13 protein-coding genes are annotated in these 17,038 nt (G+C 42.8%); 2 read left to right on the top strand and 11 right to left on the bottom strand.

Translation table 11 applies throughout. The annotated features are described in order from the left end of the window. Positions 1 to 516: 516 nt before the first annotated feature. The 6 genes from HHK01_RS01725 to HHK01_RS01700 all read right to left on the bottom strand — a co-directional run bounded on the left by HHK01_RS01725 (position 517) and on the right by HHK01_RS01700 (position 8,513). Positions 517 to 1,236: an AAA family ATPase gene (locus HHK01_RS01725; RefSeq protein WP_170008613.1), complete on the bottom strand. Its 720-nt coding sequence runs from the start codon at positions 1,234 to 1,236 to the stop codon at positions 517 to 519. Between the two features lie 187 nt (positions 1,237 to 1,423). Further along, positions 1,424 to 1,543, bottom strand: coding sequence for a DUF4023 domain-containing protein (locus HHK01_RS01720; RefSeq protein ID WP_170006133.1), 120 nt, complete (start codon positions 1,541 to 1,543; stop codon positions 1,424 to 1,426). A 109-nt stretch (positions 1,544 to 1,652) separates the two neighbouring features. After that, positions 1,653 to 3,374, bottom strand: a complete 1,722-nt coding sequence (gene cydC, locus HHK01_RS01715; RefSeq protein WP_170006131.1) for a thiol reductant ABC exporter subunit CydC — start codon at positions 3,372 to 3,374, stop codon at positions 1,653 to 1,655. Continuing rightward, a complete protein-coding gene (gene cydD / locus HHK01_RS01710; RefSeq protein WP_170006130.1) occupies positions 3,371 to 5,104 on the bottom strand; it encodes a thiol reductant ABC exporter subunit CydD in 1,734 nt (577 codons plus the stop codon). The genes cydC and cydD overlap by 4 nt, the downstream gene beginning before the upstream one ends. 452 nt (positions 5,105 to 5,556) lie before the next feature. After that, positions 5,557 to 6,903 carry a 3-phosphoshikimate 1-carboxyvinyltransferase gene (gene aroA / locus HHK01_RS01705; protein WP_170006127.1) on the bottom strand — a complete coding sequence of 449 codons (1,347 nt, stop codon included), beginning with the start codon at positions 6,901 to 6,903 and terminating at the stop codon, positions 5,557 to 5,559. Between the two features lie 164 nt (positions 6,904 to 7,067). Then, on the bottom strand, positions 7,068 to 8,513 hold the full coding sequence (locus tag HHK01_RS01700; RefSeq protein ID WP_170006126.1) for a DEAD/DEAH box helicase: 1,446 nt from the start codon (positions 8,511 to 8,513) through the stop codon (positions 7,068 to 7,070). Positions 8,514 to 8,695: 182 nt separating this feature from the next. Between HHK01_RS01700 and HHK01_RS01695 the strand changes: the two genes are divergently transcribed. Beyond that, positions 8,696 to 9,118 (top strand): VOC family protein, encoded by a 423-nt coding sequence (locus HHK01_RS01695; protein ID WP_170008612.1) that lies wholly within the window; start codon positions 8,696 to 8,698, stop codon positions 9,116 to 9,118. A 139-nt stretch (positions 9,119 to 9,257) separates the two neighbouring features. On the opposite strand, the gene HHK01_RS01690 is transcribed toward HHK01_RS01695, so the two are convergent. The 3 genes from HHK01_RS01690 to HHK01_RS01680 all read right to left on the bottom strand — a co-directional run bounded on the left by HHK01_RS01690 (position 9,258) and on the right by HHK01_RS01680 (position 12,777). Continuing rightward, on the bottom strand, positions 9,258 to 10,820 hold the full coding sequence (locus tag HHK01_RS01690) for an ATP-binding protein (protein WP_170006124.1): 1,563 nt from the start codon (positions 10,818 to 10,820) through the stop codon (positions 9,258 to 9,260). Continuing rightward, positions 10,798 to 11,181, bottom strand: a complete 384-nt coding sequence (locus tag HHK01_RS01685) for an ATP-binding protein (protein ID WP_170006122.1) — start codon at positions 11,179 to 11,181, stop codon at positions 10,798 to 10,800. The genes HHK01_RS01690 and HHK01_RS01685 overlap by 23 nt, the downstream gene beginning before the upstream one ends. 402 nt (positions 11,182 to 11,583) lie before the next feature. After that, on the bottom strand, positions 11,584 to 12,777 hold the full coding sequence (locus HHK01_RS01680; protein ID WP_170006120.1) for a class I SAM-dependent rRNA methyltransferase: 1,194 nt from the start codon (positions 12,775 to 12,777) through the stop codon (positions 11,584 to 11,586). 319 nt (positions 12,778 to 13,096) lie between these two features. On the opposite strand from HHK01_RS01680, the gene HHK01_RS01675 reads away from it, so the two are divergent. Next, the gene (locus tag HHK01_RS01675) at positions 13,097 to 14,440 is read left to right on the top strand and encodes a sodium-dependent transporter (RefSeq protein ID WP_170006118.1); all 1,344 of its coding nucleotides are present in this window, start codon (positions 13,097 to 13,099) and stop codon (positions 14,438 to 14,440) included. Positions 14,441 to 14,532: 92 nt separating this feature from the next. On the opposite strand, the gene HHK01_RS01670 is transcribed toward HHK01_RS01675, so the two are convergent. Both HHK01_RS01670 and HHK01_RS01665 read right to left on the bottom strand, forming a co-directional pair. Further along, positions 14,533 to 15,627, bottom strand: a complete 1,095-nt coding sequence (locus HHK01_RS01670) for a PRK06851 family protein (protein ID WP_170006117.1) — start codon at positions 15,625 to 15,627, stop codon at positions 14,533 to 14,535. Positions 15,628 to 15,819: 192 nt separating this feature from the next. Then, complete coding sequence (locus HHK01_RS01665; protein WP_170006115.1) at positions 15,820 to 16,926, bottom strand: TDT family transporter; 1,107 nt, start codon at positions 16,924 to 16,926, stop codon at positions 15,820 to 15,822. Between the last annotated feature and the right edge of the window lie 112 nt (positions 16,927 to 17,038).

Raw genomic sequence — 17,038 nt, 5'->3', positions numbered from 1 at the left:
ATTCGTTTTATTCACTTTGCTTTTTCTTCGTTTCTTTACCAAATAGGATACCACCTCTTTTATTCGCTAAAAATGTGGGCAGATACCTCATAGTTTGAACCATAACAGATTTAGATTCAAGTCTATTGCAATCCACCTTCTCACTCATGTATACTTTTTATATATACAGTAGAGAAATAAAAAAGACGAGGTGTGATGACCTCGCCAAGCAGTTACACACCGCATGTAGCGCGGTTGACCATTAGTTAGGTGTACAAGAAGAAGAAGTAATCACCCAATTCCTGGACAGAGTAGGGCGGTTACTTCTTTTTCTATTGATGACGAGTGCGATGATTCCTACTACCAGTGTTAACCCGGCACTAGGAGAATGCCAAATTGCAAGAGCACGTTCATTGCTTCATATGTCATCATTTTGAAACACCCCCTTTCAGTCAGGGAGTATCAACCGCCCACCTACTTTATGTAACTGCTTTCATTATATCATTTTCTTTTATAAACGAACATACGTTCCCATCACTACTTCTCCAAAATCTCCTCCAAAAACTTCTCCCTATGCTGTAAAAAGTACTTCGTAATTTGATAATGATCCGTTTCTTCATACGCTACTTCTTTAATCTCACCATCGTCAAAGCTCAAAATCGTTGCATCTGGATAACCTAGCAAAATTGGAGAATGCGTGGCAATAATAAATTGACTATCACCCTCTGACGCCAGATCATGAATGACCCTCAAAAACGCAAGCTGCCTTTGCGGAGATAGCGCTGCCTCTGGCTCATCTAACAGATAAATAGCTTTGCCCTTAAAGCGGTGCACAAATAAGGATAGAAAAGATTCTCCATGCGACTGTTTATGCAAAGAACGACCACCGTAATCTCTGAACCCATCACTATCAACCTCGTCAATATGAGAGGCGAACTGATAAAAAGATTCTGCCCTCAGGAAGAAACCATTCGTAATTTTGGGCAACCAAGAAAGTCTAATAAAATCACCAAGTGAAGATTCAGAAGCGTGGACATCATACATATTATTCCGTCCACCGCCTGCTGTATTGAACTCGCATTTGTCAGCAATAGCTTCCAGTAAGGTTGATTTTCCAGAGCCATTTTCGCCTACAAAGAAGGTTACCTTGCTCTTTAAATCTAATTTATTGAGACTTTTGATGGCAGGAATGGAAAACGGATAACGATTACTAAAACCGATTTCATCGCGCAGAAGACTGATAGATCTTAAGAACATATGCATCATCTCCAAATGGGCTTTTATGTATTTTAACATTTTCGTTCCTCAGAACCAGGTTAACAAGTGCAAAAAAGAGTTGCCCAACAACTCGATTTACCTATACAAATAGTTCCGATAAATCGTCAAAGTGCTCTTTTCGTTCGCAATTCCACAAAAAAAGACCGCCAAATCGGCGATCTCGTCATTAGTGCTGCTTATTAGGTAGCTTGTTACTCGGATCCTGGCTACCTTGACGCTTCTTATTTTGTTCGGCTTTCTTCTGATTATCTTGTACCTTCTTTACAAATTCATTTGTGCTTTCCATTGATTACCCTCCTTGATTGTAAACCTAGTTGTTACTGTAACCATTTGGCTACAGTAACATGCACATGCAAAAGGGACTGCCCAACGGTTAGGACAGTCCCTTCATAAACTCACATCAGCACACTCTTCTCAATCTGCTTCATCTCATAGAAGTAGCCTTTTTTCTCCATAAGCTCATCAAACGACCCTGATTCAATAATGGTCCCCTGCTCCATAACAATAATCTGATCCATCTTCTCCAAGCCTGTTAGTCGGTGGCTAACTAGAACAACAGTATCTTCCTTCGCCTGATGGAAAAGGTGATTGTAAATCGACCGTTCCGTTAGCACATCTATTGAGGAGGTTGGTTCATCCAACAACCATAGATGCGCGCCTTTCAACATAGCGCGGGCAATGGCTAGTCTTTGCTTCTCCCCGCCAGACAAATTCTCGCCTTTTTCAAATACTGGGTCCGATAAAGAGAATGAGTTCAGCTTCACCTTTGCTAACATGCCTTCCATCTCTTCATCAGTCAATCCATCATTAGCGATTAGCAAGTTGTCACGTATTGTTCCGAAGAAAAAGTGGTTTTCCTGCAAAACTACATTCGCTTCTTCCCAAATACTTTCTTGTGGGATGCGGTTGACGGATGTTCCATCTATAGAAATCCCACCTTGATTAGCGGTGTTCATCTTCAACAAAAGCTGTAGCAACGTCGATTTCCCTGAACCACTCGGACCGACGATCGTCGTTTTCGATCCGACTGGCAAACTCAAGTTGATGTTTTTCAATGTCGTACGAGCTTCTCCTGGAAAAGCAAAGCTCACATCGTCCATTTGAATCGACAGAGCCTTCTCAGAGTGGAGCTTCACCATTTCTCTCTGCTGTACTTCCTCTGGAGATCCCTCACTCACCACAGAAAAAAGCCGCGTAGCCGCTCGTCGACTATCTTCCAAATGACTCGGTAGAACAGCCATTGGAGTCGCATTTTCAAAAACAGTGAGCGAAATCATCACGAGCATCGCCAAGAACAGACCATCTAACTGACCCTCAACAACTAAATAAGCGCCTAGCGCAAGCACAAACCAAGAAATTACGAGGGAAACGATCGTATTCACTGACTGGCCCAATACAGCGTGGACTCCTTCTCTCTCCTGTTCTTTAATATAGGCATCAGAAGTGTTCGTTAGTTGCTGTTCTTTTCCATCGAGCTTTTGATAGATTTTCAAATCACGATAGCCATACAAAAACTCGGTCACTTCAGTAGACAATTCTCCTCTACCATCTCGCACATGGTGGTCGATTGTCCTTTGGCTTACCGCGAATACAGCTGGCACTACGAAGCTTGTGAGCAACAAACCTACGAGCAAGACTAATGCAACAGTAACCGAGTAAAAAGTGACAAAGAAGATCGTACTTAAAAAGACGATGACCAATACAATGGGCGGATAAAACACACGTAAAAAGAAGTTTTGTAAGCTTTCCACGTCGCCGACAATTCTAGAAAGTAGATCTCCGCTTCGAAACTTTTGAAAGATCCCCGGCGCTAATGGCTCAAGCTTCTCGTAAAACGAGACACGCAAATTGCTCAATATTGTAAAGGTCGCCCGATGAGAAAAATATCGTTCCGCATAGCGACTTGCTGCTCTCGCAATTCCCAAGAGCTTCACTACCGCAATCATGATTGTCAACGTGTTTATAGGAGGCACCAAAGCAGCCTTGGAAATCATATAACCACTTGCTGCAAAAAGAGCCACAGCGGTAATCGCCGCGAGAAAACCGAAAAGGATAGAATACAAAATGTCCTTTTTCTCGACCATCACCAGCTTTGTAACAATCAATAAATCCTTCACTCGGCACTCCCCCCTTGCTGAGCAGACACCATGTCGCGATATTCTACTACCGATCCGATTAGCTCCTTATGTGTTCCCGTAGCCACTAACTCTCCATCAGATAAAAAGAGAATTTGGTCTGCGTTTTTAATCGTATGGAGACGATGCGCGACCGTAATGACCGTTGAGCTTTGAGAAAGCTCCTTCATAGATTCCTGCAAAATCCGCTCGGTATGAAGATCGAGTCCGGTCGTCGGCTCATCAAACAGAATAACGGAAGGTTTTTTGAGAAAGGCTCTAGCAATGGCGATCCGTTGCTTCTCACCACCAGAAAGACCTCTTCCTGCTTCTCCAATGGCTGTATCGTAACCCTTTTCAAGAGATTTGATCATGCCTGCGATGCCAGCTTTCTCGGCAGCCTTCTTTACCTCCACTCGGGATGCCCCTGGCCTACCACCAATCGCAATATTCTCCTCAATCGTTCCGGAGAACAGGTACGGATGCTGCGAGATATAACTTAACTGATCGAGCCAATCCTTCTCTTTGTAATCTGATAGCAACCGCCCATCGACGACCATTTCGCCTTCCTGAGGAGCAACCAACCCAGCAATCAGGTGAAGCAGCGTCGTTTTTCCAGAGCCACTTCGTCCAACAATGGCAATTTGCCCGTATGGAGGAAGCTCTGCTTGGATATTTTTCAACGCAAAGCCGTCCTCACCGTAACGGAAGCCTGTCCCTCTCAGCCCGATCGCTGGTGGCGTCGATCGAGCTTGTAAGGTTTCCTCGCCCCATTGGACTGCTTGCTCCGTTTCCGTTAATTCCTCTGCCACCTTTTTCGCAGCACCCATACTCCCACGACCCGTATGGAACGCAGCACTCAGCTCCTTCAAGGACAAATAAAACTCAGGAGCCAATATCAACACAAAGAAAGCAGTAAAGAAGGTGATGCTTTCGAATACGACGAGACGCAGTCCTATTTCAAGCGCGATCAACCCTGTGCTAAGCATGGAAATGAACTCAATTGTCAGCGTCGATAAAAAGGCAATCTTCAAAACGTCCATCGTGGCATCACGAAAATCTAGGCTACTCTGTTGTATCGCCTCTTTCTGTCTAGCTGCCCGCCCAAACAATTTCAACGTAATTAACCCTTGCAAAGTATCCAAAAATCGCCCCGAGAACTCAGCCATCTTCTCCAACTGTGTTTCCGACTTCTTCTGCGTCTTCACCCCGATAATGATAAAGAAAATAGGAATAAACGGTGCCGAAATCAGCATGAGCAAACCTGAAAAGATATGTTGCGTGAACACGACGCTCAGTATCATAAGCGGAACAATAGACGTTTGAATCATCTGGGGAAGGTACTTGCTGTAATAGCTGTCTATCTCATCCACAGCATCCATCATGACACTCACTTTTTGACCAGATTGCCCGTGCAGAGAAGCCTGCATAGGGTTTCTTGAAAACTTATTTAAAAGGGCCTTACGAACATCACGCTTTACCCTTGAAGCTACTTTAACACCGACACGTCCGCTCACATACGTGAAAGTGACCCGCGCCAGCAAAACCGCTAGCAAACCACCAAGTAGCGGTACAATCTCTTCAAACGACTTCTCTTTTAAAAAAACGCCATCCACAATCGCAACAAAAAAATACGCTTGCCCAACAATCGTCGCACCCGTCAACACCGCAGAAATAACAAGAACCCATAAAGACGCCCTCGATACAGTTGCTATACCTTTTAATTGCTTCATATATACGATCTCCTCATCCGAAAGAGACTTAATTGAAACTTAGTGAAATATTTCACATTCCCATTATACCACTTTAGGAACTGGTACACCTCGAATTAGTCGAACGGAAAGTAGCTCATATCACCATACGAGGAGATCGTTGAAGATTTTGTTCTAGGGGAAAACAATAGATACTTTCGTCAAGAGGTTTTCGGACTTAAGGAGCAACTACCATTACAACAATTTGAAGATTTTTTCCGGATGCAACGAGCCTATTTAAGAGTTAGAATAAACGGTTGCAACTATTTTTAATACGCATACGCTAGCTTGCCAGGGCGTGCAAAGGAGGAACTAATCTGGTTAGATTAGTTCCTTTCATTTTTCATAAAGAAGGTAAGATGGACTCTTCGAATAACGCAATGGGTCTTTCTATGTCACTACCGGGTGGTACCAGCTCCTTGTCCTACCCTGTCCTAATTTGAGTACTGAACACCCACACCCAATCCCTGAAGCAAGTCAAAATAAGTAGGACATGTTTTCGACACGCATCCAGGATCGTTGATCACCATGCCTGGCACTTTCACTCCGAGCAGCGCTAACGACATGGCCACTCGATGATCATCATAGGAATTCAAAGTAGCTGCCTGAGGGGTTGTAGGATGAACTGTCAACCCGTCCTTAAACTCCTCCACTTTAACTCCAGCCTTCTTCAGCTCTGTACAGATAGCGCTGATCCGATCAGATTCATGGTGTCGAATGTGCTCAACGTCCCGCAGCGTAATCGGTCCTGTTGCGAAAGGAGCAATCGCTGCTAATGTCAACGTTTGATCTGACATTTCCTTCATACTAATGTCAAATCCACCCTTCAACTGTGGCGTTCCTACCAATTCGATAAAGTCTTCCCCTCTTGTTATCGTACAGCCCATTTTTTTATACACGCTTAGCATGTCGATATCAGGTTGACTAGTTCCGAAAGTCAGGTTCGTAATTTTGATTCGGCCATTTGTAATAGCGGCCAAAGCAAAAAAGTAACTCGCTGTGGAGGCATCTGCTTCTAACTGCAGACGACGTCCTGTGTATTCTGATTTGGGGATTTTAAATTCTGTAAAATTCTCATTGAATTGAGCCTTTACTCCGAATTGCTCCATTAAGTTCAAAGTGATTTTGACATAGTCTTGCTGCACAATATAATCCGGAATCGTGACGGTCACCTCTCTTTTCGCGTAAGGACTTGCTAACAGGAGCCCGCTGATAAATTGACTAGAAACTTTCCCAGATATGCTAACAGAGCCGCCCATGAGTTGTTTAGCCTTTATACGCATAGGGTAGTACCCGTCTTTTTCTAGATATTCAATATCGGCACCCAGCACTTTGAGCGCATCGATTAATGGTCTGACAGGTCGTTCACTCATCCTTTTACTAGCCTCTAGCACCCAGTCCCCTTTCTTTCCTACAGCTAACGCCCCAGGAAGAAAACGGGCAATCGTTCCAGCTGCTCCTATGTACAATTCGGCTTGTTCGTTCGGCCACATTGAACCAGCCCCATGGACCGTCACCTCATCACCATTTACCTCTGTTTGTATGCCCAATTTATTCAGTGCATCGATACACCAGTAGGAATCGTCACTTCTAAGAATGCCAGATAAAACAGTGGTTCCGCTTGCCAAACCAGCCATAATTAACGCTCTGTTCGTAAAGCTTTTACTTCCAGGAATTCTAATCTCCCCGTCGATTGCCTGCTGAGGCGGGGAGATACTAACACTTTGAACATCGTTTAACGCTGACCACGGAGATCGTGCTCTCAAGTCTACATGGCTCATATGTATACATCCTTTCATATAGTAATGCCGGAACTGGTACGCCCCGAAATATGTCGAAAAACCTTTAGATAATTATCATTCACCCTTTCTAGCCTCCTTCGACAAGAAATGACAAATATCGGGTGGTACCAGTTCCCGGAGTGCCCGAACTGAGTGCTTTGAAACTATTTCCTCGCCTCATGTACCTTCAATTGCTTCCCTTTAACTGTCGTATCCTTCATCGCTTTGAGTACGAGTGGGCCTTTGCCGTTTAGGATGTCGACGTATGACACGTTCTCTTGGATAGTAATAATACCGATGTCGTCCGCTGTTACTCCTTCGATGTTTGAAAGGGTACCTACAAAATCGACAGCTCTCATTTTCTTTTTCTTGCCGCCATTAAAATAGAGCTTCATGATTCCCTTATTAAGTTGCTCACTTTTGGCTTTTTTGATAGTCGGGCGGGCTTTCATTTTATTCTCAAAGGCAGCTCTCTTTTTTTCCACTGCTGCTTTTGAAGGTGCGTCTCTCTTTTGGATTTCAAAGCCAATATAGTTTTCAATATCCGCTAAAAATTTGTCTTCGTATGGTGTGACAAAGCTAATCGCCTTTCCTGTATTCCCAGCGCGTCCGGTTCTTCCTGATCGGTGCACGTAACTCTCCTGTTCCATAGGGAAGTCGTAGTTCACCACCAGCGAGATATTCTCAATATCGATGCCTCTTGCCGCTACATCTGTCGCCACTAAATAGCGGAATTCCCCTCGTTTGAACCGATTCATCACATCAAAGCGATCTTCCTGTAATAAACCACCGTGGATTTTGTCACACGTATAGCCAGCACGGTGTAGTTGCGTAAACAAGTTGTCCACCTGCTCTTGGGTTCGGCAGAAAATCATACAGCTATCAGGATTCTCAATGACCGTAACAGCTTTTAGCAGGTCAAACTTCTCTACATCCTTCACGATGAAAAGGGAGTGATCGATTTGGCTTGTGGCTCTTTCAGGTGTTTTCATCTCAATATCAATCGGGTTCCTCATGTACTGGTGACACAAATTGGCTACATCCCCTGGTAAAGTTGCAGAAAACAGCATCGTCATCCGATCGATAGGCAACTTATGGATGATGGCTTCTACTTGATCAATAAACCCCATATTTAGCATCTCATCCGCTTCATCGATAACGAGATATTTCAGCTTCCCCACATCAAGCGTGCCTTTTTCAAGATGATCCAGCACACGCCCCGGCGTTCCGACAACGACATGGCTCTTCTGCTTTAACTCGATCCTTTGCCTTTCAAAGGGCTGCTTCCCGTAAATAGCCGTTGCCTTAATTCGTTTAAATCTCCCGATGTTCGTCATGTCCTCTTTCACTTGACTAGCCAGCTCACGGGTCGGCGTTAACACCAAAGCTTGTGGCTTATTCTCTTCCCAATCGACCATTTCACAAATGGGGATGCTAAAAGCGGCTGTTTTACCACTCCCCGTTCGTGATTTCACCGCAAGATCCTTTTTCCGAAGAGCGATGGGGATCACTTTACTTTGGACTTCGGTCGGGTGCTCGTAACCTAATTGCTCCAGTGCTCGGATAATTTCGTTGCTTAGTTGATAGTCTACAAAACTGTTCATACTCATATGTTAACTCCTATCGTTTTTAGCTTAGCCACTTCTTATATAGTGCGCTGAACATTTGTTTTGAAATCGTTCAACATCACATTATAACAGGCAAAGTAGCGCATTCTGCGGGAAAAATGTAAGGAAGGCGCAGAGTGGGCATTAATGGTAAAATGGAAACATTACGGATGAGGGGGATACACATGCAAACAAAACTAGACCACATTGGCGTAGCGGTTCGAAATTTGGACGAAAGCATTCGATTTTACGAAGACGTACTCGGTGGCAAATTAATCGACCGCTACAGAAGTGAGACTGTAGGCGTCGAAAGCGAAATTGCCGTGATGGAAGTCAGTGGACATCGGACTGAACTGCTGTCCCCGACAAACAACACAACCTCTCCGATCGCCCGATTTTTAAGACAAAAGGGCAAGGGCGTTCACCACATCGCTTACCGTGTAGTTGATCTCGAAGTAGCACTGGAAGACCTAAAGAATAGGGGCATCCGCATACTCGAAGAAACCTACCGTATCAACAAACACGGCAGACGATTGGTTTATTTGAATCCGGCAGATACCGAGGGGACGATTATTGAGTATTGTGATTATCCGGAGCAGCAGCAGTAGTAAAGTTGGAACTGGAGTATAAAGGAACTAACACACCCCCAATTGTGTAAAAAAAAACCAATAACAAAGAACATCCTCTGCCACAGGTCTCTTCGACAAACAGTGACAAATATCGGGTGGTGCCAGTTCCCTTATTTCGTCAGGCCTCAGCTATTAAATTGAAGTCCTCTAGCGCTTGCTTGAGGTCACCTTTAATGGAGAACTTACCATCGATTTCAATCCCGAGCTCGACCATCGTATTGGCGATCTCTGGCCTGATTCCAGTGACAATCGTTTTACACCCTAATAACTTATACCCATCAACAACTCTGAAAATATGGGCGACAACGGCTGTATCCATATAAGCGACTCCTGATAAGTCTAGAATGATGTGGTTAATTCTGAATTGCTCAATTTGTTTTAGTGTTTTTTCTTGAAGTTTCTTCGCGCGTTGAGTATCCATTGTTCCGACTACAGGCAAAATGGCGACAGAGTCAGAAATAGGGATCATTGGTACAGTTAAATCCTCAATCACATCAAGTTGCGATTGTAAAACTTGACTTCTGTAGTTGTTATAGGAGATCGTATAATTATTTAAAAATGCATCTAAGTAGAAATTTGTTTTTTTCTGAACGGAAAAAAATTCATCAAATTTCAAGTCGAGATTCTTGTAATAATTATAGAAGTAGTCCCAATAAATAATTCTTAACTCTTGAAACCATTCTAATTTTAATACTAACGGGAGATTGGCTTTAGCCCACATCATTCCTTGTGTTTTGGAAATCTCAGACAATTCACGTTCATTATTTTCATCCACATATTCCAAAATACTATAGGCTAATTCACTCAGCTCAGCCTCCGAAATGGGTGAATTCCCTTGTATTTTATTGAGGGAATCCTTTGTTAGCCTGCTAACTTGTTTATCGAATTCATCTTTATTTTCTAAAATGAACTCATGGAAAGTTTGCCCTTCTTTGTAAACTAATTCGACCATCTCTACAACCCCTAACATTTTTTTATTACTCACGGGAAATTCCACCTCAAATGTGGTACCTATATTTACTTGACTAAAAACCTTTACTCTTGCGTTGTGCTTATGTAATGTTGTAAAAACTTGTGTAAGCCCCATACCTGTTCCAGATTCTTTCGTAGAAAAGAAAGGAGTTCCGATCAGATCCAATTTCTCCGGAGGAATTCCAATACCAGTGTCCGTAATTTTAATCGTAAGCTTGTCGTCACTTACTCTATGGGTTATTGTTAGTTCACCCTTATCTGGCATGGCTTCTAAAGCGTTTTTAATTAAGTTAAAAAATGCCTTTTTAATCATATTTCTTTGCCCGAAAATAATGGTGTCGCAGTCGTCAAATTCCTTTGTCATCTGTATTCGATAAACTTGATCTTGAAATAAATAAAGAATGTTTTCTAACTCCGTGCTTACATTTATTGCACTATGCTTTTCTTCTTCTAGGTCTGGTTTAGAAACTTGTAAAAGGTTATTTAAGGTGAGAAGTGCGCTATCTAATTCTGTCAATGCTGTATCTAAGTATGACTCGTTAGGCATTTCTTTCATCAACTGTAAAAACCCTTTTACTGCAGTTAACGGATTTCTTACTTCGTGTGCTATACCTGCAGATAATTCCCCAATGGATGCAAGTCGATTCAACCTAATCTGCTCTTCGTTTTCCTTAGGGTCTATAAAACTATTTGAAGTATTTTTTAACAATGACTGTTGTTCCCTCCTTTTCATTTGATAGAATAGTGAACTCGTCCATCATATTTTTAACACCTAATAAACCTAGCCCAAGACCCTTAGAACTCGGATTTTTAAGTCCTTGTAAAATGTTATCAATTGACGTAATTCCAATGCCCTGATCGGTTACACAAATTTCAATACTGTGTTCAGTAATTGAAGTGGTGATAACCCCGAAAGACTTTGAATGGAATAGCACATTCTTCGTGAGCTCTGAAATCGAAACCAACACTTTTTGCATATCAACAGGTGAACAACTCTGACTATTTAGCGTTTTGTTCACCTGACTTAAGATGACTAAAATGTCAACCTCCGTAAAAAAAGCAGTTTTCATTAGTAGCACACGCCCCGATATGCATTTTATTCTTCAAAATATACAAGCAAAAAGGCCCATCCTAAATAAGGTATAACCATTTTTATGGAGTTTTCAAGTCAATCTCCCCATCTCAGTATACCAAATCAATCCAGACCCCGGTCGCCTGTGGCTCACGATATTCCTTCAAAAAAGGTGAGCTTTTTTTACAATTTCATTGAAAATTATAACACAATAAGGTAAAGACTTCTTGTCAAAGTGATCCAAAGTTCCCACAAAGAAGCCCCCGACAAGTCCCGGAACTGGTACGCCCCGAATTATGTCGAAAACCTCAGCAATAAAGAACTAAAGAACAACCTCTGCCACGGTCTCTTCGACAAAAGGTGACGAATATCGGGTGGTGCCCGTTCCCTTTCGCAGTTTTTAAAGCTTTTTTATAAAAATGACCTTCAAATAATCTCCTTCTGGAAATGCTGGATTTGTTTTGAAGTCCTGTGGTAACGAGTGTTCTTCAAGAATTTGATAGTTATAATCGCTTTCCCTAAAAGCTACTTCTATAAATTGCTTAAATCTCTTCATGTCAAACTTACTACAGTTTGTCGAGGCGACAATGATCCCTTTTTCCGCTGTAATATCGATCGTTTCTTTTAGCAAATTAGTATAGTCTTTCTCTGCACGGAACGTATTCTTTTTAGAGCGAGCAAAGCTAGGTGGATCGAGAATGACCATTTCAAAGGTAAGTTCATTTTTCTTTGCATATTTAAAATAGCGAAATACGTCCATGACGCGAATGTCATGCGCTTCGAAATCAAGGCGATTGACGCTAAACTGCTCAATTGTCTTCTCTAGGCTTCTGTTCGCAAGGTCTACACTTGTCGTTTTGGTAGCACCGCCCATGGCAGCAGCAACAGAGAATGCTCCCGTATAAGAGAAAGTATTTAGGACAGTTTTACCCAGAGCATAATTCTCCATAATGCGACGACGCACTTCCCGCTGATCAAGGAAAATCCCAACCATAGCGCCTTCATTTAAGTAAACAGCATAGTTCACACCATTTTCCTTTATAAGAAGTGGAAATGTAGCCTGCTCACCTGTCACAAAGTCATCTTCTTCTATATATTTGCCTGCCGAATCAAAGCGTTTCTTTTGATAAAGACCTTTGACAGCTGTCGAGGTGGTGAGAGCCTCAATAATGGATTTCCGGAACGAATAGATCCCCTCGCTATACCAATTCATGAGGTAGTAGCCGTCAAAGTAATCTATCGTCAAGCCACCAATACCGTCGCCTTCACCGTTAAAAACACGAAAGGCCGTCGTATCGGGACTTCCAAAGAGGTGTTTCCTTGCGTTTAAGGCGTGTTTTATCTTCTTTATGAAAAATTCCAGGTTAATCAGTTCGTCCTGCACATGAGTTAAGGTCCAACCGATTCCTTTGTTCTGCTTTCCGTAGTAGCCTCTCGCCATAAATTGATTGCGGTCATCAACGAGCGTAAACACGGAGCCTTCTACCGTCAGTTCTTTGTCGTTTTCTATCGACTCAGCTGTGAGGAGAGGGTATCCCTTTTTATACTTTTTTACTAGTTTTGATTTTACCTTTACTACGATTTCATTTTCCATACTTTCATCCTTACTTAGCTTTAGTGTTTTGATCATCGCATAAGTAGCGAAAGGAATTCAAGATACGTTCTAGTTCGACTAAAATGGAACAATGATATGCCACACCAAGATTGTACCAACAGAGGGGGGTCTACTGACCGATTGACAACATACCCACGATCATGATTAATTATGGGAACTGGTACGCCCCGGTTTATGTCGAAAATTATGGGAAAATTATAGGAACTGGCACGCCCCGGTTTATGTCGACAACAACCTTACGAAATAAACCGGCAAATATCGGTGGTACCAGTTCCCTAACATCGAAAGGAGATTGAAGATGAGTCAACGTGAACAATGGTCTTCTAAGCTTGGGTTTATATTAGCGGCGGCGGGTTCTGCCATCGGATTGGGGGCGATATGGAAATTCCCCTATATCGCAGGTCAAAACGGAGGTGGCGCTTTCTTCCTAATCTTCATCTTATTTACCTTGGTGCTCGGGCTCCCTTTATTGCTAGCAGAATTTACGATAGGTAGAACCGCACAAGACAATGCGGTGAACTCTTATCGCAAAATAGCACCTGGGACGAGGTGGCATTGGGTTGGTATTCTAGGGATGATTACTTCTTTTATCCTGCTATCTTTTTATAGTGTAATCGGTGGCTGGATTATCGTTTATTTAGTCAAAGCCATTGCAGGTGATTTGAACAATCTTACGGTCGATCAATATGCTGAAGTATTCAATGGGACAATTTCAGATCCAGTCGTAAGTGTTCTCGTGCAACTTCTATTTATTTTGATGACGATCATCGTGATCTCAGGGGGAGTTCAAAAGGGAATTGAACGGGTGAGCAGTTTTATGATGCCAGCGTTGTTTGTTCTCTTTATGATACTCGTGGTCCGGGCAGTCACGTTAGATGGTGCAATGGACGGGATTCGCTTTCTATTACTTCCTGACTTTTCAAAAGTCACCTCCCAAACTATATTAGAGGCAATGGGTCAATCGTTCTTCACCCTCAGTGTTGGGGTATCGGTGATGGTAACGTACAGTTCCTATTTACCAAAAACACAAAGCCTTCCTCGTGCGGCGTTTTCTATTGTAGGAATGAATATTTTTATCGTATTACTAGCGGGATTGGCTATTTTTCCGGCAGTCTTTTCCTTTGGCCTAGAGCCGGGAGCGGGTCCAGTGCTGTTATTTAACGTACTTCCAACGGTGTTTAGTCAGCTTCCGTTTGGGATGTTGTTCTTCATCGCGTTTTTAGTACTGTTCTTGTTCGCTGCGCTGACTTCTGCTTTCTCCATGCTTGAAATCATTGTCTCTGTCGCCTCAAATGGTGAGCCTAGCAAACGGAAAAAGTGGGCATGGATCATCGGGCTCGCGATTTTTGTCTGTGGTGTGCCCTCAGCCCTTTCTTATGGAGTTCTCGGAGATGTGATCATTTTTGGGAAAACGATATTCGACCTAGCTGATTATACAGTGAGTAATGTGTTATTGCCGATTGGCGCTCTACTCATTACTTTGTTTGTCTCAATGAAAATGAAAAGGTCTGCTTTGTGGGAGGAATTACAAAGGGGAAGTCGTGTGAAAAGAGGATTATTTGAAGCGTGGTTTTTCCTTGTACGTTATGTTTGCCCTGTGTTGATTCTAGCTGTCATGATGGATGTTTTAGGGGTTTGGTAGTTCGAAATTATATTGAGTGGATACAAGTGAAACAACAGAAGATCCCCATGAGAAAAACGTTCTTCTCATGGGGGTGGTACCACTCCACGAGACTATTCTTTCAACTTACTAATCGCGTTATTCACCTCATCGTATAGCCCATCCACAACAGAAAAATCAGTCGCTCCTATATAAATCTCTTCCAGCTCATCATGCAAGTCTTTCGCCACTCTCAAATGACCAGTGCCGTCTGACATGCGCTGCTTATACCCATTATTCACCTCTTTAATTCTCTCATAATACTTCTCATCGGTTCCAGGAGTTACACAGGTTTGATAAATGTCGATAATTTCATCTCCATGGCGGCTCGGGAAGTGTTCATGCGGTGCTGTACTATCAAACACACAAACTCCTAATTCCCGGATGATCACCATATCCATACTGTTCGGATCAAATCCGCAATGGTACATTTCTACATCGTAGCCATTTTCCAAAGCGGCTGCTCCAACTTTTTTAAGTAAAGTAGATTTCCCCGTACCGGCACGCCCCTTTAAAAAGTACCGTTTCGCCAATCCTTCAGTGAGGTTTGGGATAAAATCGACTGCCCCTAATGGTGTTGCCGCTCCTAGAAATCGATGGAACGTGCGTGGATTCTCTTTTTTACCATTGTTCCCGGTGAAAATTTTATCGATCAATTCCTCAGTTAATCCGTTCACTTTGTCAAAGTTCAATTCACCCATATAGATCTCTTCCAAGTCATCATGAACACGTAGGCCTGTTTCGAAAGAGTCGTAGGCTGATTGAAAAGCGTTTCCGATCTTTTGCTGCAGCTCCACAATTTCTTCCCGTTTTCCTTTTAACCAAACAGTATCCCAAGCCGTTCCTAAGTTCACATAGTGCTCGATTGCGCCCGGAGCTTTCGGTTCCAACACATGCGGGGCTGTGCCGTCAAGGATACCGAACTTCAATTTCGGGATGATTAAGCCGTCTAGGGAATCATTATCTGACGCACAGTGAATCAATTCTACATCGTATCCCTTTTCGCCCCACTCATCAGCAAGCTTTTTGATCATCGTTGACTTTCCTGATCCTGGCCCGCCTTTCAAAATGTATACGGTCTCTAACTCTTTCATATTCGACTCAAAAAGGCTGTAAAATCCTTCTGCAGTATTTCCACCTGCGTAGTAATTGATGATGTCGCCTGCCATTAACAGCACTCCCTTTTTTCAAATTTCACATGTGTTACCTTATGCGTGAAGCTTGAAGTGGGTGAATACCTATATCGAAGTCATTACTGTAACGGTGGCCGATTTTGATGCGATCTGTAAACTGGGGATCTGTCCCTTTGAACTGGGGATCTATCCCTTTAGAAGTTAAAAAGACTATAAGAGTCGTACCTCTTATAGTCCTTTGCTTTTTTGAAATTGTGTTCCGCTTGATTCGAGTAACTGGTCAAGGTTCCCTTTCAAAAACAATATACACTCAATCGTGAGTAGCCCTAAAACAAGCCACGGTCCTACAATGAGAAAGTCACGTTGAACTGTTTCATAAAACCACCCGATATGATGCTGGATTTGCGTCATGTCCAGCGTAATCGTAAAAAACAGGAACATGCCAATGGTAAAGTTACGGGACCATTGCGACACGTGATAACGCCCAATCCCTTCTTGCAGTCCGTACAGCCGGATTCTTTTGTGAGCACGGACAATCTCTATTACTTCCACGATTATGAAAAAGGTAAGTGCCCAGATCCAAAACCAAAACGCCACATCCATGGAGAGAATGCCGGATTTAATTCCCGCTACACCTGAAATCGATACCGCACCATGTACGATGCAATTTGTATTCTTCCAATCGTCTGCGAGCGACCACCCTCGATCACGAATATATCTCTTCACAATTAGCACGACTCCTCCTATATAGAAGAGAATACCTAGTGAAAAAAGGCCAATTTGTAGTGACGTCGGGATTCGTTCTGGAAATACGACTGCATTCATGATGACAATGGATTGAGTACTAACAGTGGTTAGCAAGATGATTCCATGCACATTGCGATAGTGCTTCCGTACAACAAATTGCTTTATCCGTACCATGATCAAATAAAGATATACGAGCCATAAGAAGAAATTTCCGACCGCCAAAACAAATGTCCACGATCGTGCAGATGGATAGTGAAGATACTGCACAATGCAAAAGACAGATGTCGCGGCTACCCACGTTCCAATCCCGAACACCTGTAGAGGGGCTTGTAAATGTTTGATAGAAAACTGCTTTGTCACAGCTGAGTGCACGAACACATACGCAAGATAAAACCAACAAATCGAAAGCAGCAACGCTAAGAAATCTTCAATCAAGTTCAGATAAGCAATTTGTGTCAGTGCCCCGTTAATAAAAATGCCGCCCGCCATAACGGCAGCAGCGGATGACGTATCAACCAGTACATTAGGAAAATACCTTTTTTGCACAAAAAATAAAACGAATGCGATAAATGGAACTAAGATGATCAAACCCCAACACTCCTGCTTTGTACAAGCTTTGAAGTAGTCTAATAATAAGACCCATTTCATCTTACATAGTATGTTGAGTTGTCGTCAAGATCACCATTCCGATACTGATACG

It is taken from the genome of Bacillus fonticola, from assembly GCF_012955605.1.
Classification (GTDB): Bacteria; Bacillota; Bacilli; order Bacillales; family JC228; genus Bacillus_CG; species Bacillus_CG fonticola.
The sequence above is the reverse complement of the archived record's forward strand: the minus strand, read 5'-3'. Positions and strand labels throughout refer to the sequence as shown.